Origin of the sequence: Nocardioides limicola (genome assembly GCF_016827675.1) — a bacterium.
In the GTDB taxonomy this organism is placed as follows: Bacteria; Actinomycetota; Actinomycetes; order Propionibacteriales; family Nocardioidaceae; genus Nocardioides; species Nocardioides limicola.
In genome coordinates, this window is the sequence record NZ_JAERJA010000001.1 from 501,087 (window position 1) to 518,508 (window position 17,422).

Genomic DNA, 17,422 nt, shown 5'->3' on the forward strand with positions numbered 1-17,422 from the left:
CCCATTGTCGCCTCAGGCTCCGCCACCGAAGTCATGACCCCAGTAGGAGACCGCGGTGGACTCCCGGGCCACCCAGCGAGCGTCGTCGACCTGCAGCCCCTCGGTGCCGAACTCCACGTCGAATCCTCCCGGCGACCGGACATAGAACGAGATCATCTCGTCGTTCATGTGCCGCCCCAGCGTCGCCGACAGCTTGACGCCGTGCTTCTTGACGCGCTCCAGGGCGCGGCCCACATCGTCGAGACGGTCCACCTCGAGCATGATGTGCACGCACTTGCTCGGGTTGGGCATCGGCAGGAAGGCCAGCGAGTGGTGACGGGGATTGACGCCGAGGAATCGCAGCCACACCTTGGAGCCGGGCTCCTTGCCGACGAACTCGCCGGGCATGCTCATCGAGTCGCGCAGCCGGAAGCCGAGTACGTCGGTGTAGAACCGGAGCGCTTCCACGTCGTCGCTGACCGGGACCACGAGGTGGCCCATCCCCTGGTCACCGGTCACGAAGGTGGAGCCGTACGGCGGCACCACCGGACGCGACTCGTAGCTGATCCCGTGGAAGAGCTCGAAGACGTTGTCGAACGGGTCGGTGAACGTGATCAGTTCCTGCACCCGGCGCTCCGCGCAGTCCGCTGCGCTGCCCTCGGTCCAGTCGACCCCGGCCTTGGTGAGGTGCTCGCGGGCCTCCTGGAGCGCTTGATGGTCGGCAAGCTCCCAGCCGGAGCAGGCCAACTCGTCCCGATCGGCGGGGAAGACCACCAGCCGCGCCGAGACCTCGTCGATCCGGTAGTACAGGTGTGACGGATCCGGACCACGGCCCTCGCCCAGGCCCAGCACCTTGCCGGCGAAGGTCCGCCAGGCGTCCAGGTCGGTGCTGGCCACCCGGACGTAGCCCATGGACTTGATGTCGATGGTCACGGCTTCCGCCTCCTGGTCAAGAACTCGGTGGTGATGGCCGCGAACTCCTCCGCAGCCTCGATCTGGGCCCAGTGACCGCAGTTGGGGAAGACGTGCAACTCGCCCCGGGGCAGCAGTTTGAGCGCCGCGAGAGCGCCGTCGAGGGGGTTCACCCGGTCCTCGCGGCCCCAGGTCAACAGCACCGGCTTGCGCAACCGGTGCGCCTCGCGCCAGAGCATCCCGTCCTCGGCGGTCTCCGGGTTGAAGAATGACCACCCCATCGACTTCATCGCCTCCTGGGCTCCGGGAGCCGTGGCGGCGGCGAAGCGCATCTGCACCAGTTCGTCGGTGACCAGGGACTGGTCGACCACCATCGTGGAGATGAACGCCCGCAACGCGTCGGGGGTCGGGTTGCCGCTGAACTCCATCAGCCGTTGCACACCCTCGGTCGGGTCGGCGTGGAACAGGTTGAGCGAGAGCCCGCCCGGGCCCATCAGCACCAGCTTGCCGACCCGCTCCGGGTGGCTCAGCGCCAGCCGCATCGCGGTCCCGCCGCCGAGGCTGTTGCCGAGCAGGTGCACCTTGTCCAGCCCGATCTCGTCCATCCAGGCGACCACGTGCTCGGCCGAGAACCGGTAGTAGTTCCCCTCGACCGGCGGCTTGTCGGAGTCACCGAAGCCGGGCTGGTCGACCGCCAGGGTGCGGAACCGGGGCGCGAAGTGGTCGAGCGCCGGCCCGAAGTTGGACCAGGCCGAGGCGCCCGGGCCTCCGCCGTGCAGCATCACCAGCGGCAGCGCGTCGGCCTCACCGTCGGGCGGCACTCCGGTGTCGTAGTAGTTGAGGGTGAGCTGCCCGGCCTTGGCCGAGCGCTGCACGGCGGACCTGTCGACCATCAGTACATCCCCGGGTCGATCTTGTGGCCGAACTCCAGGTCACCGAACATCTTCAGCGCCCGCTCGGGGTCGTTGGCGGCGTGCACCCGGCCCGCGTGCGCGTCGCGCCAGGCGCGCTGCAACGGCGTACCCTCGGCCAACGCTCGTCCGCCGGAGGCCTCGAAGAGTTCGTCGATGGCGTCGATGGCGCGCTGGGTGCCCAGCACCTGGTCCCGGCGCACCTTCAGCCGCAGGGACAGCGGGATCTGCTGGCCCTTGGCGACCAGCGCCTGCTCGGCGCGGATGTTCTCCATCAGCAGCGCCCAGGCGGCGTCGATCTCGGAGCCGGCACGAGCGATCCGTACGGCGGCGAACGGGTCGGAGGAGGCCTTCTCACCGAGGTAGGCGGCACGGACCCGCTGCTGCTGCATCTGCACGTGCTCGGCGTAGGCACCGGTCGCCATCCCCACGATCGGGGTGGTGATGGTGGTGGTGAAGAGCGAGTGGAACGGCAGCTTGTAGAGGTCGCTGGTGTTCACCGCCTGGCCGGGACCGAAACAGCGCCCGGTGTCCGACATCGACAGCGTGAATGCGTCCGGGACGAAGGTCTCGGCGACCACGATGTCGTTGGAGCCGGTGCCCCGCAGCCCGACCACGTTCCAGACGTCGACGATCTCGTACTTCTCCCGCGGGATCAGGAAGGTCTTGAAGTCCACGACGTTGCCGCCGTCGAAGACCAGCCCGCCCAACAGGACCCAGCTGGCATGAGCGGAGCCGGAGGAGAAGGACCACTTGCCGCTGAGCAGGTAGCCGCCCTCGGTGACCTGCGCCTTGCCGGTGGGCGCGTACGACGAGGAGACCAGGGTTGCTTGGTCCTCACCCCACACCGCCGCCTGGGCGGTGTCGTCGAAGAGCGCGATCTGCCACGGGTGCACACCGAGCACCGACGAGATCCAGCCGGTGGATCCGTCGGCAGAGGCGATCTCGCGCACCGCGGTGAAGAAGTCGATCGGGTCCGACTCCAGGCCGCCGTAGCGCTTGGGCTGCAGCATCCGGAAGAAGCCGGTCTCCTCCAGCGACTTCACCGAGGCCTCGGGCACCTGGCGGAGCCGCTCGCCCTCCTCGGCGCGCTCGGCGAAGAGCGGCAGCAGGTCGCGAATGCCGTCGAGTACCTCGGTCATCTGTGTGCTCCGATCATGTGGGGCGAGCCTGTCGGTTCCTCGCGTACGCCGAGGCCCGAGGGTGGGTGGTGGCGGACCGGGGAACTCATGCCCACCATACTAGAACACGTTCTAGTTCTCTGTCGAGTGTCGACACGCCTGCGTCTCAGTTCCCGTCCCGCAGTTTCAGGGCGATGTCGATCAGCTGGTCCTCCTGGCCACCGATCAGCTTGCGTCGGCCGGCTTCCAGCAGGATCTCGGCGCCGGAGACGCCGTACCGCTCCGCGGCGTTGCCGGCGTGCTTGAGGAAGGAGCTGTAGACCCCGGCGTAGCCCATCATCAGGGTCATCCGGTTCAGGGTGCACTCTTCGGGCATCACCGGGAGGATGACGTCCTCGGCCGCGTCGACCACCTTCAAGAAGTCGACCCCGGTGCGCCAACCGAGCTTGTCGGCGACCCCGATGAACGCCTCCAGCGGCGTGTTGCCGGCCCCGGCGCCGAAGCGGCGCACGGACCCATCGATCTGGGTGGCTCCGGCACGGGCCGCGATCACCGTGTTCGCGACGCCGAGGCCCAGGTTCTCGTGACCGTGGAAGCCGACGTCGGCCTGGCCCCCGATCTCGGCGACCACTGCGGAGACCCGATCGGCGACCTGCTCCATCACCAGAGCGCCCGCGGAGTCCACCACATAGACGCACTGACAGCCGGCGTCGACCATCACCCGGGCCTGCCGGGCGAGCACCTCGGGCGGCTGGGTGTGACTCATCATCAAGAACCCGACCGTCTCCAGACCGAGCTCCCGGGCCAGCCCGAAGTGCTGGATCGAGGTGTCGGCCTCGGTGCAGTGGGTGGCGATCCGGCAGATCTGCCCACCGTTGTCCTGAGCCTCACGGATGTCGTCCTTGGTGCCGACGCCGGGGAGCATCAGGAAGGCGATCTTCGCCCGGGTCGCGGTCTTGGCCGCGAGCTTGATCAACTCCTGCTCGGGCGTGGCCGAGAACCCGTAGTTGAAGCTGGAGCCACCGAGTCCGTCACCGTGGGTCACCTCGATCACCGGGATCCCGGCACCGTCGAGGGCGGCCACGATCGCCTCCACCTCCTCCGGCACGAACTGGTGCCGCTTGTGGTGGGAGCCGTCTCGCAGGCAGGTGTCGGTGAGCCTGAGGTCCAGGTCGCCCCAGGGGTCGCTGCCGTGGTCGGCCGACCAGGTACGGGGAAGTGCGTTGATGTCGGTCATCGAGAGGCTCCGATCAGGGTGCGGGCGATGCCTTCGCCGACCCGGGCGGCGGCGGCGGTCATGATGTCCAGGTTCCCGGCGTACGTCGGCAGGTAGTCGCCGGCGCCGGCGACCTCGACGAAGATGCTCACCTTGGTCATCTGGCCGGTGGCGTGGCTGGGGTCGTCGAACTGGGGTTCCACCAGCAGCCGGTATCCGGGCACGTACTCGGCCACCGCGGCCTGCATGGCGTGCACCGAGGCGGTGATCGCCTCCCGGTCGGCGTCCGGCGGCACGGCGCAGAAGATGGTGTCGCGCATGATCATCGGCGGCTCGGCGGGGTTGAGGATGATGATCGCCTTGCCGCGCTGAGCACCGCCGATGCTCTCCACGCCGGCTGCCGTGGTCCGGGTGAACTCGTCGATGTTGGCGCGGGTGCCCGGTCCGGCCGAGGCGCTGGAGACCGACGCCACGATCTCGGCGTACGAGACCGGTGCCACCCGGGAGACGGCGGCCACCATCGGGATGGTCGCCTGTCCGCCACAGGTGATCATGTTGACGTTGTCGGCACCGGTGTGGACGTCTCCATTGACCGGCGGGATCACCGCAGGGCCGACCGCGGCCGGTGTCAGGTCGATGGCCCGGGTGCCGGCCTCGGCATAGCGGGGCGCGTACTCACGGTGCACGTAGGCCGAGGTCGCCTCGAAGACCAGGTCGGGCAGGACGTCCTGCTTGAGCAGCCAGTCCACGCCCTCATGGCTGGTCTCCAGGCCCTTCTCCGCAGCCAGCCGCAGACCCTCGGACGACGGGTCGACGCCGATCATCCAGCGCGGGTCGATGAGCTCGCTGCGGAGCAGTTTGTACATCAGGTCGGTGCCGATGTTGCCGGGCCCCACGATCGCTGCGGTGACCTTGGCGGCGTCCCCGCCGGAGGCCGGGTTGGTCGAAGCCATGCTGGTTCCTTTCACGTGCTCAGGCGGTGAAGTCGAGTCGGACGGAGCCGAGGCCCTCGAAGCTGGCCTCGAAGGTGTCACCGGCGGCCGCGTCGATGGCGCGGTGCACGCTGCCGGGCAGGATCACGTGGCCCGCCTCCAGGGTGACGCCGAAGGCGGCCACCTTGCGGGCCAGCCAGGCGACCGCGACCGTCGGGTCGCCCAGCACGGCGTCGGAGCGACCCTCGGCGACCTGGTCGCCGTTGCGGTGCAGCACCGCCCGGATCGAGGTCAGGTCGATATCGCCGGGTTTGACCCGCTCGTCACCCAGCACATAGCCGGCGGAGCTGGCGTTGTCGGCGATGGTGTCGCCGATCCGGATGTTCCAGTTCTCGATCCTCGAGTCGATCAGCTCGATGGCCGGCGCGACGGCCTCGGTGGCGGCCAGCACGTCGGCTTCGGTGCAGTCGGCGCCGGGGAGCGTGGCGCCGAGGATGTAGGCCACCTCGACCTCCACCCGGGGCGTGCAGTACGCCCCGGCCGAGACCGGCGTCCGCTGGCTCAGCGCCATGTCGGAGAGCAGGTGTCCGTAGTCCGGTTCGTCGACCCCCATCATCTCCTGCATCGCCTTGGAGGAGAGGCCGACCTTGTGGCCGTGGATCGTCACTCCGGCCGCGAGTCGGGGCCGGATGTTGAGCAGCTGGATCTCGTAGGCGTCGACCACGTCCAGGTCCGGGTAGGTGTCGCGCAACGGGGGGATCGGCCTGCGGTCGCGCTCGGCAGCGGCCAACGCGGCAGCCGCCTCGCGGCGAGTATCGTCGGAGAGCATGACGCCATACTAGAACCTGTTACAGTTTCTGTGAAGCGTAGGTCCCATTCGGCAGGAGTGGCAGTGAGCGAAACGTACGACGTGGTGGTGGTCGGCGCCGGCGGTGCGGGGATGACGGCAGCGCTCCGCGCAGCGCATCACGGCCTCCAGGTGCTGCTGGTGGAGAAGAGCGAACACTTCGGTGGTTCGACCGCCCGCTCCGGAGGCGGTGTCTGGATCCCGGGCAACTATGCGCTCCGTGACGCCGGGCAGGCTGACGACCCGGCCGACTCCAAGACCTATCTCGACTCGATCGTCGGGGCCACGGTCACCAAGGAACGCCGGGACACCTACATCGACCGCGGTCCCGAGGTGATGGACTTCATCAAGGAGACCACCCCGGTCCGGTTCGCCTGGGTCCCCCAGTACTCCGACTACCACCCCGAGGCCCCCGGCGGCCGCGCTGCCGGGCGCAGCGTGGAACCGGTCCCGCTCGACGGGCGGGTCCTCGGCGACGAGATCGAGCGCCTGCACCCGCCGTACTCGAAGGCCCCCGCCAACCTGATCGTCACCCAAGCCGACTTCCGCAAGATCAGTCTGGGCATGCGCACCTGGCGGGGACCGGTCACGATGCTCAAGATCCTGCTCCGGCGGATGTGGGCGATGCTGACCGGCAAGAACCTCTACGCGATGGGCAACGCCCTGGCCATCGGGCTCCGCAAGGGCCTGGCCGATGCCGACGTCGAGGTCCGCTACGGCACCGAACTGGTCGATCTGGCCCTCGAGGGCGGCCGGGTCACGGGCGTGGTCGTCAAGGACGGCGACACCACCACGACCATCCATGCCCGCCGCGGTGTGGTGCTCGGCAGCGGAGGCTTCGAGCGCAACCTGGAGATGCGGGAGAAGTACAGCCCCGCCCCCACGTCGGTCGACTGGACCACCGGCTCGGCCTACAACACCGGCGGGGGCATCCTGGCCGGCATCACCGCCGGGGCCGAGGTCGCCCTGATGGACGACGCCTGGTGGGGTCCGACCATCCCCCTGCCCAGTGGCCCGTGGTTCTGCCTGGCGGAGCGGAACCTGCCCGGCTCGATCATCGTCAACGGCGCCGGCGAACGCTACATGAACGAGGCCCTGCCCTACGTCGAGGCGGTGCACGAGATCTACGCCGGCGAGGCGACCGGAGTGCCCCACGTGCCGTCCTGGATGATCATCGACCAGCGGTACCGGAACCGGTACATCTTCGCCGGGCTCTCGCCCAGGCAACCCTTCCCCGGACGCTGGTACAAGAACGGCACCATCAAGAAGGCCGCCACCCTGGCCGAACTGGCTGCCGAGATCGAGGTGCCCGCCGAGGCCCTGACCCGGACCGTCGAGCGGTTCAACGGCTTCGCCGCGACCGGCGTCGACGAGGACTTCAAGCGGGGCGAGTCGGCCTACGACAAGTACTACTCCGACCCCACCGTCAAGCCGAACCCGTCGCTGCACTCCATCGACCAGGCGCCGTTCTACGCGGTCAAGATCGTTCCCGGGGACCTGGGCACCAAGGGCGGCCTCGTCACCGATGAGCGCGCCCGGGTGCTGCGCCCGGACGGCTCGGTGATCGCCGGCCTCTACGCTGCCGGCAACTGCTCGGCGGCGGTGATGGGCAACACCTACGCCGGCCCCGGCGCCACCATCGGCCCGGCCCTCACCTTCGGCTATCTGGCCATCGAGGACATCGTCTCCCCCTGAGAAGTACCGAAAGGATCACCCGATGCCGATCAACCCCGAAATCGCGATCGGCGCCGACCTGGGCAGCCGGACCTTCAGCTGGACCTCCTCCGACGTGCTGCTCTACCACCTCGGCGTCGGTGCCGGCTCCCGCGCGGGCGACCATCTCTCCCCCACCGCCCTGCGGTACACGCTGGACTCCGACGAGTTGCAGGTGCTGCCTTCCTTCGGGGTGGTGGCGCCGACCTTCCACGAGACCGACCCGCCGCCGCTGGACCTGCCCGGCTGCGACATCAACCTCGCTCAGGTGGTGCACGGCTCCCAGGAGATCGCTGTGACCGGCCCGCTGCCCACCTCGGGCACCGCGACCGTGTCGACGACCCTCACCGACATCTGGGACAAGGGCAAGGCTGCGGTCATCTGGCAGGAGGGTGTCGCCCGGTCGACGAGCGGCGAGGAGCTCTGGCGGGTGCGCTCGTCGATCTTCGTCCGCGGTGAGGGCGGCTTCGGCGGGGACCGGGGGGCACCGACGGCGATCGAGCTGCCCGAGCGAGCCCCCGACCTGGTCACGTCGTACGACGTCACCGAACAGCAGGCGCTGCTCTACCGGCTCTGCGGGGACCGCAACCCCCTGCATGCCGACCCCCAGTTCGCCCGAGCAGCCGGCTTCGCCGCCCCCATCCTGCACGGCCTGTGCTCCTACGGCATCGTGCTGCGTGAGCTCACCGACGGGCTGCTCGCCGGCGACACCGCGCAGGTGGGTGGCTTCGCGGCCCGCTTCGCGGGCGTGGTCTTCATGGGCGAGACGATCCGGATCGACGGCTGGCGTGAGGACGACCGAGTGGTCGCCTCCGCCAGCATCGCCGGCGGTGACCGAGACGGTGCCCCGGTCCTCGCCGACTGCGTGCTGCCGCTGCGCTGACGCTGCCCTCAGCCGCGGGCCAGGATCAGCCCGGAGGTGGGCACCCCGGTGCCGGCGGTGACCAGCACATGGTGCGCGTCTGGGACCTGGTTGACCGCGTTGCCGCGCACTTGGCGCACCGCCTCCGCGATCCCGTTCATCCCGTGGATGTAGGCCTCGCCCAACTGCCCGCCATGGGTGTTGATCGGCAGTCGGCCGCCCAGTTCGATGGCACCGTCCGCGATGAACTCCTTGGCCTCGCCACGCCCACAGAAGCCGAGCTCCTCCAACTGCATCAGCACGTACGGCGTGAAGTGGTCGTAGAGGATCGCGGTCGGTATCTCGGACGGCCCCAGGCCGGACTGCCGCCAGAGTTCCCGACCGACCACGCCGATCTCGCCGATGCCGATGTCGTCTCGGTAGTAGGAGGTCATCACGAACTGATCCACGCCGCTGCCCTGCGCCGCCGCGGCGACGTACGCCGGCGGGTTCGGCAGGTCGGCGGCCCGTTCGGCCGAGACGATGACCAGCGCCACCGCGCCGTCGCTCTCCTGACAGCAGTCGAGCAGCCGGAGCGGGTCGGCGATCAGCCGGGACGCCTGGTGGTCGGCGAGCGTGATCGGGCGGCCGTGGAAGAAAGCCGCCGGGTTGCTGGCCGCGTGCCTGCGGTCCGCGACCGCCACCCGGCCGAAGTCCTCGCTGGTCGCGCCGTAGGCCTCCATGTAGCGGCGGGCCTGCATCGCCACCGTGGCGGCCGGGGTGGAGAGACCGTGAGGGTACGTCCAGGCGTTGTCGAGGCCGTTGGTGTTGACCTGGCTGGCGGCCCAGTTCTGGACCTGCCCGTACCGCTGACCCGAACGTTCGTTGAAGCCGCGGTAGGCGACCACCACGTCGGCGACGCCGGTGGCCACCGCCATCGCGGCCTGCTGGACGGTCGCACACGCCGCGCCGCCGCCGTACGAGATCCGGCTGAAGAAGCGCAGCTCCCCGATCCCCAGCTCGCGGGCGACCGCGATCTCGGAGCTGTTGTCCATCGCGAAGGTGACCAGGCCGTCGACGTCGGCCGGCTGCAGGCCGGCATCGGCCAGCGCGGCCAGGGTGGCCTCGCAGGAGAGTTGCAACTCCGAGCGACCCGACTCCTTGGAGAAGTCGGTGGCGCCGATGCCGACGATCGCGGCGCGGCCGCTGAGCCCGTTCATGCGACCTCCTCCCCGGCGAGCGCCACGGTGACCCGGGCTGTGACATGGTCACCGACGGGCACGCTGCCGACGACGTCGACCACCACCTGGGCGTGGTCGCGGTCGACCACGGTTCCGGTGAAGGTCATCGTGTCGCCGGGGTAGGCGGGTGCGCCGAGCCGCAGCGCGCACGAGGTCACCCGCGCGGCCGGGTCGCCGACCCATTCGCCGACGTACCTGTGCACCAGCCCGGTGGTGGTCAGGATGTTCATGAAGATGTCCTTGGAGCCTCGCGCGATGGCGAGGTCCCGGTCGTGGTGGACGTCCTGGAAGTCGCGCGTGGCCAAGGCACCGGCGACCACCAGCGTGGTGGTCACCGGCAACTCCCAGGCCGGCAGCGTCTCGGTGTCGTCGTCGGCGTCCTGTTCGGCCGGCGCCAGGCCCGGCCTGGGCACGTCGAGCTCCCAGACCGGCAGCGTCAGATCGTCGTCGATGCACTCGAAGGCGACCGCCACCGGGTCGCCGATCCTCCACTGGTGATCGGGCGCCGCCATGAGTTCGCCGACCATCCGCACCCCTTCGGGCAGGTCGACCAGACCGATGGTCACCGGCAGCTTCCGTCCGGGGAGCTGCGGTGCGTGGTGCACCGTGAAGGAGTGGAGTACGCCGGTGCCCTCGGCCACCACGTAGCCCCGGTTGCTGGCGTGGCAGCGCGGGCACATCGGGCCGGGTGGGTGCCGTAGCGCGTCACAGCTGCCGCATGACTGGATGCGGAGCTCGCCTGCGGCGGTGCCTTCCCAGAAGAAGTCGGTGTCGGCGTTGCGTTGCGGACGGGTGATCCGGGTCCGGTCCACCCGGGGGGCGGGCTTGAACTTGAGCACTCGGAACATCATCGTGGCCACCTCCTCGTCACCCACCCGCCAGGTGCTGCGGGTGGTGACGAAGTAGCCCTCGCCGACACCGGTGCGCTTGGGACCCACCACCGACTCGAGCCGGGTGGTGATGCTGACCCGTTCACCCGGGTGCAGGTGTCGCGCATAGGTCTGATCGCAGTTGGTGCCGAGCACCGAGGTGAAGCCGGCCTCGTCCAGCAGTTGCATCGTGCCGTGCAGCGGGTCGTGGGCGGGGCGGTGCGGGTCCAGACCGAACATGGTCCATACCTGGGCCATCGCCGGGGGCGCCACCGGTCCGCCGTGCAGCCTGGTGGCGGTGGTCGTCTCCCGATAGACCGGGTTGGGATCGCCGATGGCCTCCAGCCAGGTGTTGATCTGGGGCAGGTTGACCGGGTCCCGGGCCAGCCGAGGCGCGGTCTCGCCGCGGGACATCATCGTGTCCACCCGCTGCATCAGCGCGTCGTGGTCGAGGGTCGAGTCGTCCATGCGTGCCTCCCTGAGGCTGGTCATCGCGGCACCCGTGGCAGTCCGAGGCCGAACTGGGCGATCAGTTCCCGCTGCACCTCGTTGACGCCGCCACCGAAGGTGAGCACCAGGTTCCGCTTCGCCTGGCCGTCGAGGTAGGCGGCCAGTTCGCCGGTCGCCGGGTCCGCCAGGTCCCCGTAGCGATGCACCACGTCGGCCAGCAGTCGGCCGATGCGCTGCACCTGTTCGGAGGCGAACACCTTGGAGGCCGAGGCGTCGGCGACCGACATCGCGCCCGCGGCTGCAGCCCGGGCGACCTCCCAGTTGAGCAGTTCGTTGACCCGCATCACCGCGGTGGCCTCACCCAGCGCTGCGAGCACGTCGGGTCGTGTCCGCACACCGACGGCCTCCGACCAGGCGGCCACCCGGTCGCGCAGCCCCTCGATCCGCCCGGCAGGGCCAAGCATGACTCGCTCGTGGTTGAGCTGGGTGGTGATCAGCCGCCAGCCCGCGTTCTCCTCCCCCACCCGCATCGACACCGGCACCTTGACGTCGTGGTAATAGGTGGCGTTGACGTGGTGGGCTCCGTCGCAGGTGATGATCGGGGTGGACGAGAAGCCGGGGTCGGTGGTGTCGACGATCAGGATCGAGATGCCCCGGTGCTTGGGTGCTTCCGGGTCGGTACGGACCGCCAACCAGACGTAGTCGGCCGCGTGGCCTCCGGTGGTCCACATCTTCTGCCCGTTGACCAGGTAGTAGTCGCCGTCCGGGTCCTGCACCAGCCGGGCTGAGGTCCGCAGCGAGGCCAGGTCGGTGCCTGCGTCGGGCTCTGAGTAGCCGATCGCGAAGTGCACCTCACCGGCCAGGATCGGTCCCAGGAAGCGTTCCTTCTGTTCCTCGGTCCCGTGCACCTGAAGGGTCGGACCCACGGTCTGCAGGGTCACCGACGGCAGGTGCACATCGGCACGCTGAGCCTCGTTGGCGAAGATGGTCTGCTCGACCTCGCCGAAGCCCTGACCGCCGTACTGCACCGGCCAGCCGACCCCCATCTGGCCGTCCTTGCCCATCTGCCGCACCATCTGCTTGTACGCCGGGCCGTGGCGGTCCTTGGCGATCTCGTGGTGCTCAGCGGGACTGACCAGGCCGGTGAAGTAGTCGCGGAGCCGGGCCTTGAGTTCGCGCTGGGCCTCGGTCAGTTCCAGGTTCTTGCTGGCCGGGTCCTCGATCTGGACGGCCTGGGCGGTGGCTGCGGCTCCGCCGAGGGCCCGACCGAGGTCCTTGACCATCGAGTAGTAGCGGTGCAGGGGGTAGGTGTCGTCGACCCCGACACCACCGTGCAGGTGGTGGCAGGTGTGCAGCGCGACCGGCGCCTGGGCGGCGAACCAGTACGACGCCACGGCGAGGTCGTCGGCGGTGGGCACCTGATGACCCAGGCGCCACACCAGGTTGTCCGCGGCCAGGTCCAGGGTGCGGCTGATGATGAAGGCGTCGGCGATCTGCTGGGCGACGGCCTGGAACTCGGCGAGCCGGCGACCGAACTGCTCTCGCTCGCCGATGTAGTCGGCGGTGAGCCGGGTGGCTCCGGCGACCAGTCCTGCGCCGAGGGTGCAGATCGCTGCGCCGTGGTGGGCGGTGAGCAGCGGCACCGCCTCGGCGTCGCCGAGCTGCTCGGCCGGGGCTCCGTCGAGGTGCACGGTGTGCTCGCGGGCGCCCGAGGAGGTCGGCGAGGCAACGAGTTCGATGCCGGGTCCGCGCGGATCGACGACGACCACCACGGGGCCGTCGGGTCCGGTGGCGGTCACCAGTATCGCGGTGGCGTCGGCCGCGTCGACCACACCGGTCTTGGCGCCGGTCACGGCGGCGCCGTCGAAGGTCGTGGGCCGGACCTCCCGCAGGGCCGCGGTGAGCCGGGTGCGCCCCTCGGCGACCCCGTCGAGGAGGCGGGCCTGCTGCTCAGCGGTGCCGCAGGCGACCACCGGCAGTACTCCGGTGATCAGCGTGGCGCCGATCGGCAGGTCGACGGCGCGGCGTCCGGCCTCGCGAAGCAGCATGCTGACCTCGGCCAGGCCGAGGCCCTCCCCGCCCAGCTGGGTGGGGACCGGCAGTGCCAGCAGGCCGGCGTCGGCCAGGTCCTGCCAGCTGGCGTCCCGCTCGAGCGCCTCGACGGCGACCTCCCGCACCGCAGCTGCGGTCTCGGTGAGCGTCGGGTGCGATTCGCTGGACATGCGTCCTCCTGGCCTCGGGGTGGTGACCGACCGTCATCGAAAACTATAACGTGTTCTACCATTGCTGTGCGCTGCGCGCTACCATCACTCTCCGTGGGATTCCTTGCACGTCAAGTCGCCATCGCCGCCTTGACCGCCAACGCCGTCCGCCCCCGGACCAGCCTGCGGGCCGGGATCGGCTCCTTCGCAGCCGGCTGGCCGGCCGGTGAACTGGCCCCCCAGCTCGCCGCCGTGACCGCTGCCGACGCACTGCTGCACCTGCCCCGGGCCCGCGAGCACAAGCTCGGACTCGCACTGGCCGCAGCCAGCACCGCGACGCTGGCGACGGTGATCAAGCAGAGCCTGGACGTGGGCACCGTGCTCGACGACGCACTGGCTCATGTCGAGGGACCACTGAGCAATGCGGCGCCACTGCCGTGGAGGACGATCGCGCGACCGTTCAAGCTCCGCGACGCGACCCTGCGGGTGGTCAGGGACGTCCAGTACGCCCCCTGGGGCGGTCGCGGCCAGTTGGACGTGTACCTGCCCCCGGAGCCGGTCCAAGGCGCCCCGGTGCTCCTTCAGGTGCACGGTGGGGCGTGGCTGATCGGCGCCAAACACCAGCAGGGCCTGCCCCTGATCCGGCAGATGGCCACCAAGGGCTGGGTGTGCGTGGCGATCAACTATCGCCTCGCCGGTCGCGATCCGTTCCCGGCCCAGGTCATCGACGTCAAGCGCGCCATCACCTGGATCAAGGAGAACATCGCCGACTTCGGAGGTGACCCCGGCTATCTGGCTATCACCGGCGGGTCCGCCGGTGGGCACCTGAGCTCGCTCACGGCGCTGACGGCGAACGACCCGGCGTACCAGCCCGACTTCGAGGACCTGGACACCTCGGTCGATGTGGCGGTGCCGCACTACGGCGTCTACGACCTGGCCGGCGCGACCGGCCTGCCGTCGATGCTGGCGATGCGGGACCGTTTCCTGGCCCCCCGCGTGATGCACCGCAGTTACGAGGAGGCGCCCGAACTCTTCGAGGCGGCGTCGCCGATCCTGCGGGTCTCCCCCGACGCTCCCGACTTCTTCGTGCTGCACGGCGCCCGGGACTCACTGGTCCCGGTCAGCCAGGCGCGGCTCTTCGTCGAGGAACTACGGCGAGTCTCCCGACGTGACGTCACCTATGCCGAGCTTCCCGGTGCCCAGCACGCCTACGAGATCTTCAACTCGATCAGGTCCGTGCACGTCACCCGAGCCGTGGACCGCTACCTCTCCCAGCACTGGGCGAAGCGCCGGGCCAAGCTCACCGTGGCAGCCTGAGGATCCGCTCGGCGATCACGTTGCGCAGCACCTGAGTGGTTCCCCCGGCGATCGACAGACACCGGGTCAGCAGCATCTCGTGGGTGGCCGTGGCGATCTGGTCGCTGCCGGTCACCGCCGCCGCACCCAGCAGGTCGACGACCAGTTCCGACGCCTGCTGCCGGTTGCGCACCCCCAGCAGTTTGGCGACGCTGGACTCGGCACCTGGCCCCTGCCCGGTCAGCGACCGCAACGTGGTCCGGGTGGCGAGCAGGGCACAGACGGTGGCCAGCGCCACCTGGTGACCGACGCGGGCCAGATCCACCGGATCGCTCCCGGCGGCCACCAAGGAGACCGCCTCCTCGGTGCTGGCACCCAACCGTGAGGTCGCCATCGCGACCCGTTCGTTGGCGAGGGTGGTCCGGGCCAGCGCCCAGCCCCCGTTCACTTCGCCGACCACACAGTCGTCGGGGACGAAGACCGAGTCCAGGAACACCTCGTTGAACATCGCGTCGCCGGTCATCTCCCGCAGCGGCCTGATGTCGAGGCCGGGGCTGCGCATGTCGACGAGGAAGTAGGTGATCCCGCGGTGCTTGGCCACCTCCGGGTCGGTGCGGGCCAGGCAGATCCCCCAGTCGGCCTCTCTGGCCAGCGAGGTCCACACCTTCTGGCCGGTCAGCCGCCAGCCTCCGTCGACGCGCTCAGCGCGGGTGCGCAAGGAGGCCAGGTCCGACCCCGCCCCCGGCTCACTGAAGAGCTGGCACCAGGACAGCGTCCCCTGCAGCGTCTGCTGGACGAAGCGTTGTTGCTGGGCAGCGCTGCCGTGCTCGATCAGCGTCGGCACCGCCCAGGCACCGATCTTGAGATCCGGCAGCACCACACCCGCGGCGGCCAGCTCCTCGTCGATGACGAGTTGATGCACCGCGTCCGCGGCCAGTCCGTGCGGCACCGGCCAGTGCGGCGCCAGGAAGCCTGCTTCCGCCAGCGCCGCCCGACGTTCCGCGGCGGGCAACGCCGCGATCGAGGCGACCTGCTCGCGCACCTGCGGCCTGATCTCGGCGTCCCGGCCGGCCAGATCCACGGCGATGCTGCGTCGTACGCCGCTGACGGCCAGCTCCGCGAGGCGCGCCGCGTGCCGGTCGCCCGACCCGAGCAGGGCACGCAGCGCGGTGGCCCGACGCAAGTAGAGGTGGGCGTCATGCTCGAAGGTGAACCCGATGCCCCCGAGCACCTGGATGCAGTCCTGGGCCACGGCGACCGCACCGTCGGTGGCCACGGTGGCGGCCACCTCGGTCGCGAACCGGCGTTGGGTCGCGTCGTCGCCCTGGTCCCAGGCCGAGGCCGCGTCCCAGGCGGCCGCGGTCACCGCCTCTGCGGTCTCCAGCATCTGCGCACACAGGTGCTTGATCGCCTGGAATCTCCCGATCGGGGCGCCGAACTGCTCACGGACCCCGGCGTACTCCACCGCCACCTGCACGCAGCGTCGCGCCAGTCCGGCAGCTTCGGCCGCGGCCAGGGTGATGGTCATCGCCAGCACCTCGTCGGTGGTCACCTGCACCGGCTGCGGTCGCTGGCTGCTCACCCTCACCTGGCCGGTACGTCGGGTGAGGTCGAGGCCTGCGTGCCCGGTGACCTGGACGTCGGCGGCCGGGACCCACCACCAGTGAGCCTCGCCGTCGTCAGTGCTCGCCACCAGGAATGCGTCGGCGCCGACGGCATCGATGACCACCTCGACGGTGCCGGTCAGGCCCTCGTCGTCCCTGCGCAGTGACGGCGTCAGGCCCACTCCGACGGCGAGGCCGTGCACGGGCACCTGGCGTCCACCCAGCAGCGCGGCCGCGACCGCGGTGCCCCAGAGGCGGCCCGGCACCAGATGGTGGGCGCACGCCTCGAGCGCCACGGCGAGGTCGAGCACGGTGCCGCCGCCACCCCCGTGCTCCTCGGGGACCGAGATCAGCGGGATGCCCATCTCGGTGAGCTCGGACCACACCGGTGCGAACGTCGCGTCGGCGTCTCCCTCGGCCTCACGCGCCAGCGCAGGGCCCTTGACACTCTCGGCCCAGCCGCGGACGGACTCGGCCAGGGAGCGGTGGTCATCGTTGAGCCCGATCGACACGCCAGACACCTCCGAAGAAACTAGAACGTGTTCCACATCATAGCGAGGCATCGGCGCGGTGAACAGCCGCGACCCCTGGGCGGAACGGTCCCGAGTCTGCGGATACGGTGACGCCCATGGATGCCGACCTGCTGCAGATCGCCCGGAGCACCAAGGGCTTCATGCCTGAGGACGAAGGGCTGGCCCTGCACCGCCTGGCCTGCCAGCAACTCCCCCACGGGCCGGCGCTCGAAGTGGGCAGCTACTGCGGCAAGTCCGCGGTCTACCTCGGTGCCGCCGCACGTCGGACCGGCCCGGAGTGCGTGGTCTTCACCGTGGACCACCACCGGGGATCGGAGGAGAACCAGGCCGGCTGGGAGCATCATGACCCCGAGGTGGTCGACCCGGAGACCGGCCTGATGGACACCCTGCCCACCTTCCGCCGCACCATCGCCAGCGCCGGGCTGGAGGCACAGGTGGTGGCCGTCCTGGGCACCTCGGTCACGGTCAGCCGCCACTGGCGGATCCCGCTCGCGCTGCTCTTCATCGACGGGGGCCACGGCGTGCAGCCTGCCCGTGACGACTTCGCCGGGTGGCCGCATTGGGTGCAACCCGGTGGTCTGCTGGCGATCCACGACGTCTTCCCCGACCCCGCTGAGGGTGGACGACCGCCGTACGAGCAGATCTACCTGCCCGCCCTGGCCAGCGGCCACTTCGAGGAGGTCGAGGCCGTCGGGTCCCTGCGGGTGCTACGCCGGGTGGCGGGTCAGGCCGGGGAACGGCTCCCGGCCTGACACC

Annotated in this window: 14 protein-coding genes; 4 read left to right on the forward strand and 10 right to left on the reverse strand. The window is 70.1% G+C overall.

The features are described from left to right. Window positions 1-12: 12 nt before the first annotated feature. The 6 genes from hsaC to JKG67_RS02510 all read right to left on the reverse strand — a co-directional run bounded on the left by hsaC (window position 13) and on the right by JKG67_RS02510 (window position 5,900). Window positions 13-912 (reverse strand): iron-dependent extradiol dioxygenase HsaC, encoded by a 900-nt coding sequence (gene hsaC / locus JKG67_RS02485; protein ID WP_307816390.1) that lies wholly within the window; start codon window positions 910-912, stop codon window positions 13-15. After that, window positions 909-1,784, reverse strand: coding sequence for a 4,5:9,10-diseco-3-hydroxy-5,9,17-trioxoandrosta-1(10),2-diene-4-oate hydrolase (hsaD, locus tag JKG67_RS02490; RefSeq protein WP_203335655.1), 876 nt, complete (start codon window positions 1,782-1,784; stop codon window positions 909-911). Before hsaD ends, hsaC begins: the two co-directional genes overlap by 4 nt. Continuing rightward, window positions 1,784-2,944, reverse strand: coding sequence for a 3-hydroxy-9,10-secoandrosta-1,3,5(10)-triene-9,17-dione monooxygenase oxygenase subunit (gene hsaA / locus JKG67_RS02495; RefSeq protein ID WP_203335656.1), 1,161 nt, complete (start codon window positions 2,942-2,944; stop codon window positions 1,784-1,786). The genes hsaD and hsaA overlap by 1 nt, the downstream gene beginning before the upstream one ends. 145 nt (window positions 2,945-3,089) lie before the next feature. Then, complete coding sequence (gene dmpG, locus JKG67_RS02500) at window positions 3,090-4,160, reverse strand: 4-hydroxy-2-oxovalerate aldolase (protein ID WP_203335657.1); 1,071 nt, start codon at window positions 4,158-4,160, stop codon at window positions 3,090-3,092. Beyond that, entirely contained in the window at window positions 4,157-5,092 is a 936-nt protein-coding gene (locus JKG67_RS02505) for an acetaldehyde dehydrogenase (acetylating) (protein ID WP_203335658.1), read from the reverse strand. The genes dmpG and JKG67_RS02505 overlap by 4 nt, the downstream gene beginning before the upstream one ends. A gap of 19 nt (window positions 5,093-5,111) precedes the next feature. Next, on the reverse strand, window positions 5,112-5,900 hold the full coding sequence (locus tag JKG67_RS02510) for a 2-keto-4-pentenoate hydratase (protein WP_203335659.1): 789 nt from the start codon (window positions 5,898-5,900) through the stop codon (window positions 5,112-5,114). A 63-nt stretch (window positions 5,901-5,963) separates the two neighbouring features. Between JKG67_RS02510 and kstD the strand changes: the two genes are divergently transcribed. Both kstD and chsH3 read left to right on the forward strand, forming a co-directional pair. After that, window positions 5,964-7,613 (forward strand): 3-oxosteroid 1-dehydrogenase, encoded by a 1,650-nt coding sequence (gene kstD / locus JKG67_RS02515; protein ID WP_203335660.1) that lies wholly within the window; start codon window positions 5,964-5,966, stop codon window positions 7,611-7,613. Window positions 7,614-7,635: 22 nt separating this feature from the next. Beyond that, the gene (chsH3, locus tag JKG67_RS02520; protein WP_203335661.1) at window positions 7,636-8,514 is read left to right on the forward strand and encodes an enoyl-CoA hydratase ChsH3; all 879 of its coding nucleotides are present in this window, start codon (window positions 7,636-7,638) and stop codon (window positions 8,512-8,514) included. A gap of 8 nt (window positions 8,515-8,522) precedes the next feature. Here chsH3 and JKG67_RS02525 read toward each other — a convergent pair whose 3' ends face one another. Genes JKG67_RS02525 through JKG67_RS02535 form a run of 3 tightly spaced genes read right to left on the reverse strand, consistent with a single transcriptional unit; the run spans window position 8,523 to window position 13,254 of the window. Further along, window positions 8,523-9,692: a lipid-transfer protein gene (locus JKG67_RS02525; RefSeq protein WP_203335662.1), complete on the reverse strand. Its 1,170-nt coding sequence runs from the start codon at window positions 9,690-9,692 to the stop codon at window positions 8,523-8,525. Beyond that, entirely contained in the window at window positions 9,689-11,050 is a 1,362-nt protein-coding gene (locus JKG67_RS18790) for an OB-fold domain-containing protein (protein WP_203335663.1), read from the reverse strand. Before JKG67_RS18790 ends, JKG67_RS02525 begins: the two co-directional genes overlap by 4 nt. Before the next feature lie 20 nt (window positions 11,051-11,070). Next, the gene (locus JKG67_RS02535; RefSeq protein WP_203335664.1) at window positions 11,071-13,254 is read right to left on the reverse strand and encodes an acyl-CoA dehydrogenase family protein; all 2,184 of its coding nucleotides are present in this window, start codon (window positions 13,252-13,254) and stop codon (window positions 11,071-11,073) included. 93 nt (window positions 13,255-13,347) lie between these two features. On the opposite strand from JKG67_RS02535, the gene JKG67_RS18795 reads away from it, so the two are divergent. Next, on the forward strand, window positions 13,348-14,550 hold the full coding sequence (locus tag JKG67_RS18795; protein WP_203335665.1) for an alpha/beta hydrolase: 1,203 nt from the start codon (window positions 13,348-13,350) through the stop codon (window positions 14,548-14,550). Here the strand turns inward: JKG67_RS18795 and JKG67_RS02545 are convergent. Then, on the reverse strand, window positions 14,534-16,645 hold the full coding sequence (locus JKG67_RS02545) for an acyl-CoA dehydrogenase family protein (RefSeq protein ID WP_203335666.1): 2,112 nt from the start codon (window positions 16,643-16,645) through the stop codon (window positions 14,534-14,536). The two genes, JKG67_RS18795 and JKG67_RS02545, sit on opposite strands and share 17 nt — an antisense overlap. Window positions 16,646-16,761: 116 nt before the next feature. Between JKG67_RS02545 and JKG67_RS02550 the strand changes: the two genes are divergently transcribed. Next, window positions 16,762-17,418, forward strand: coding sequence for a class I SAM-dependent methyltransferase (locus JKG67_RS02550; RefSeq protein ID WP_203335667.1), 657 nt, complete (start codon window positions 16,762-16,764; stop codon window positions 17,416-17,418). Window positions 17,419-17,422: the final 4 nt, after the last annotated feature.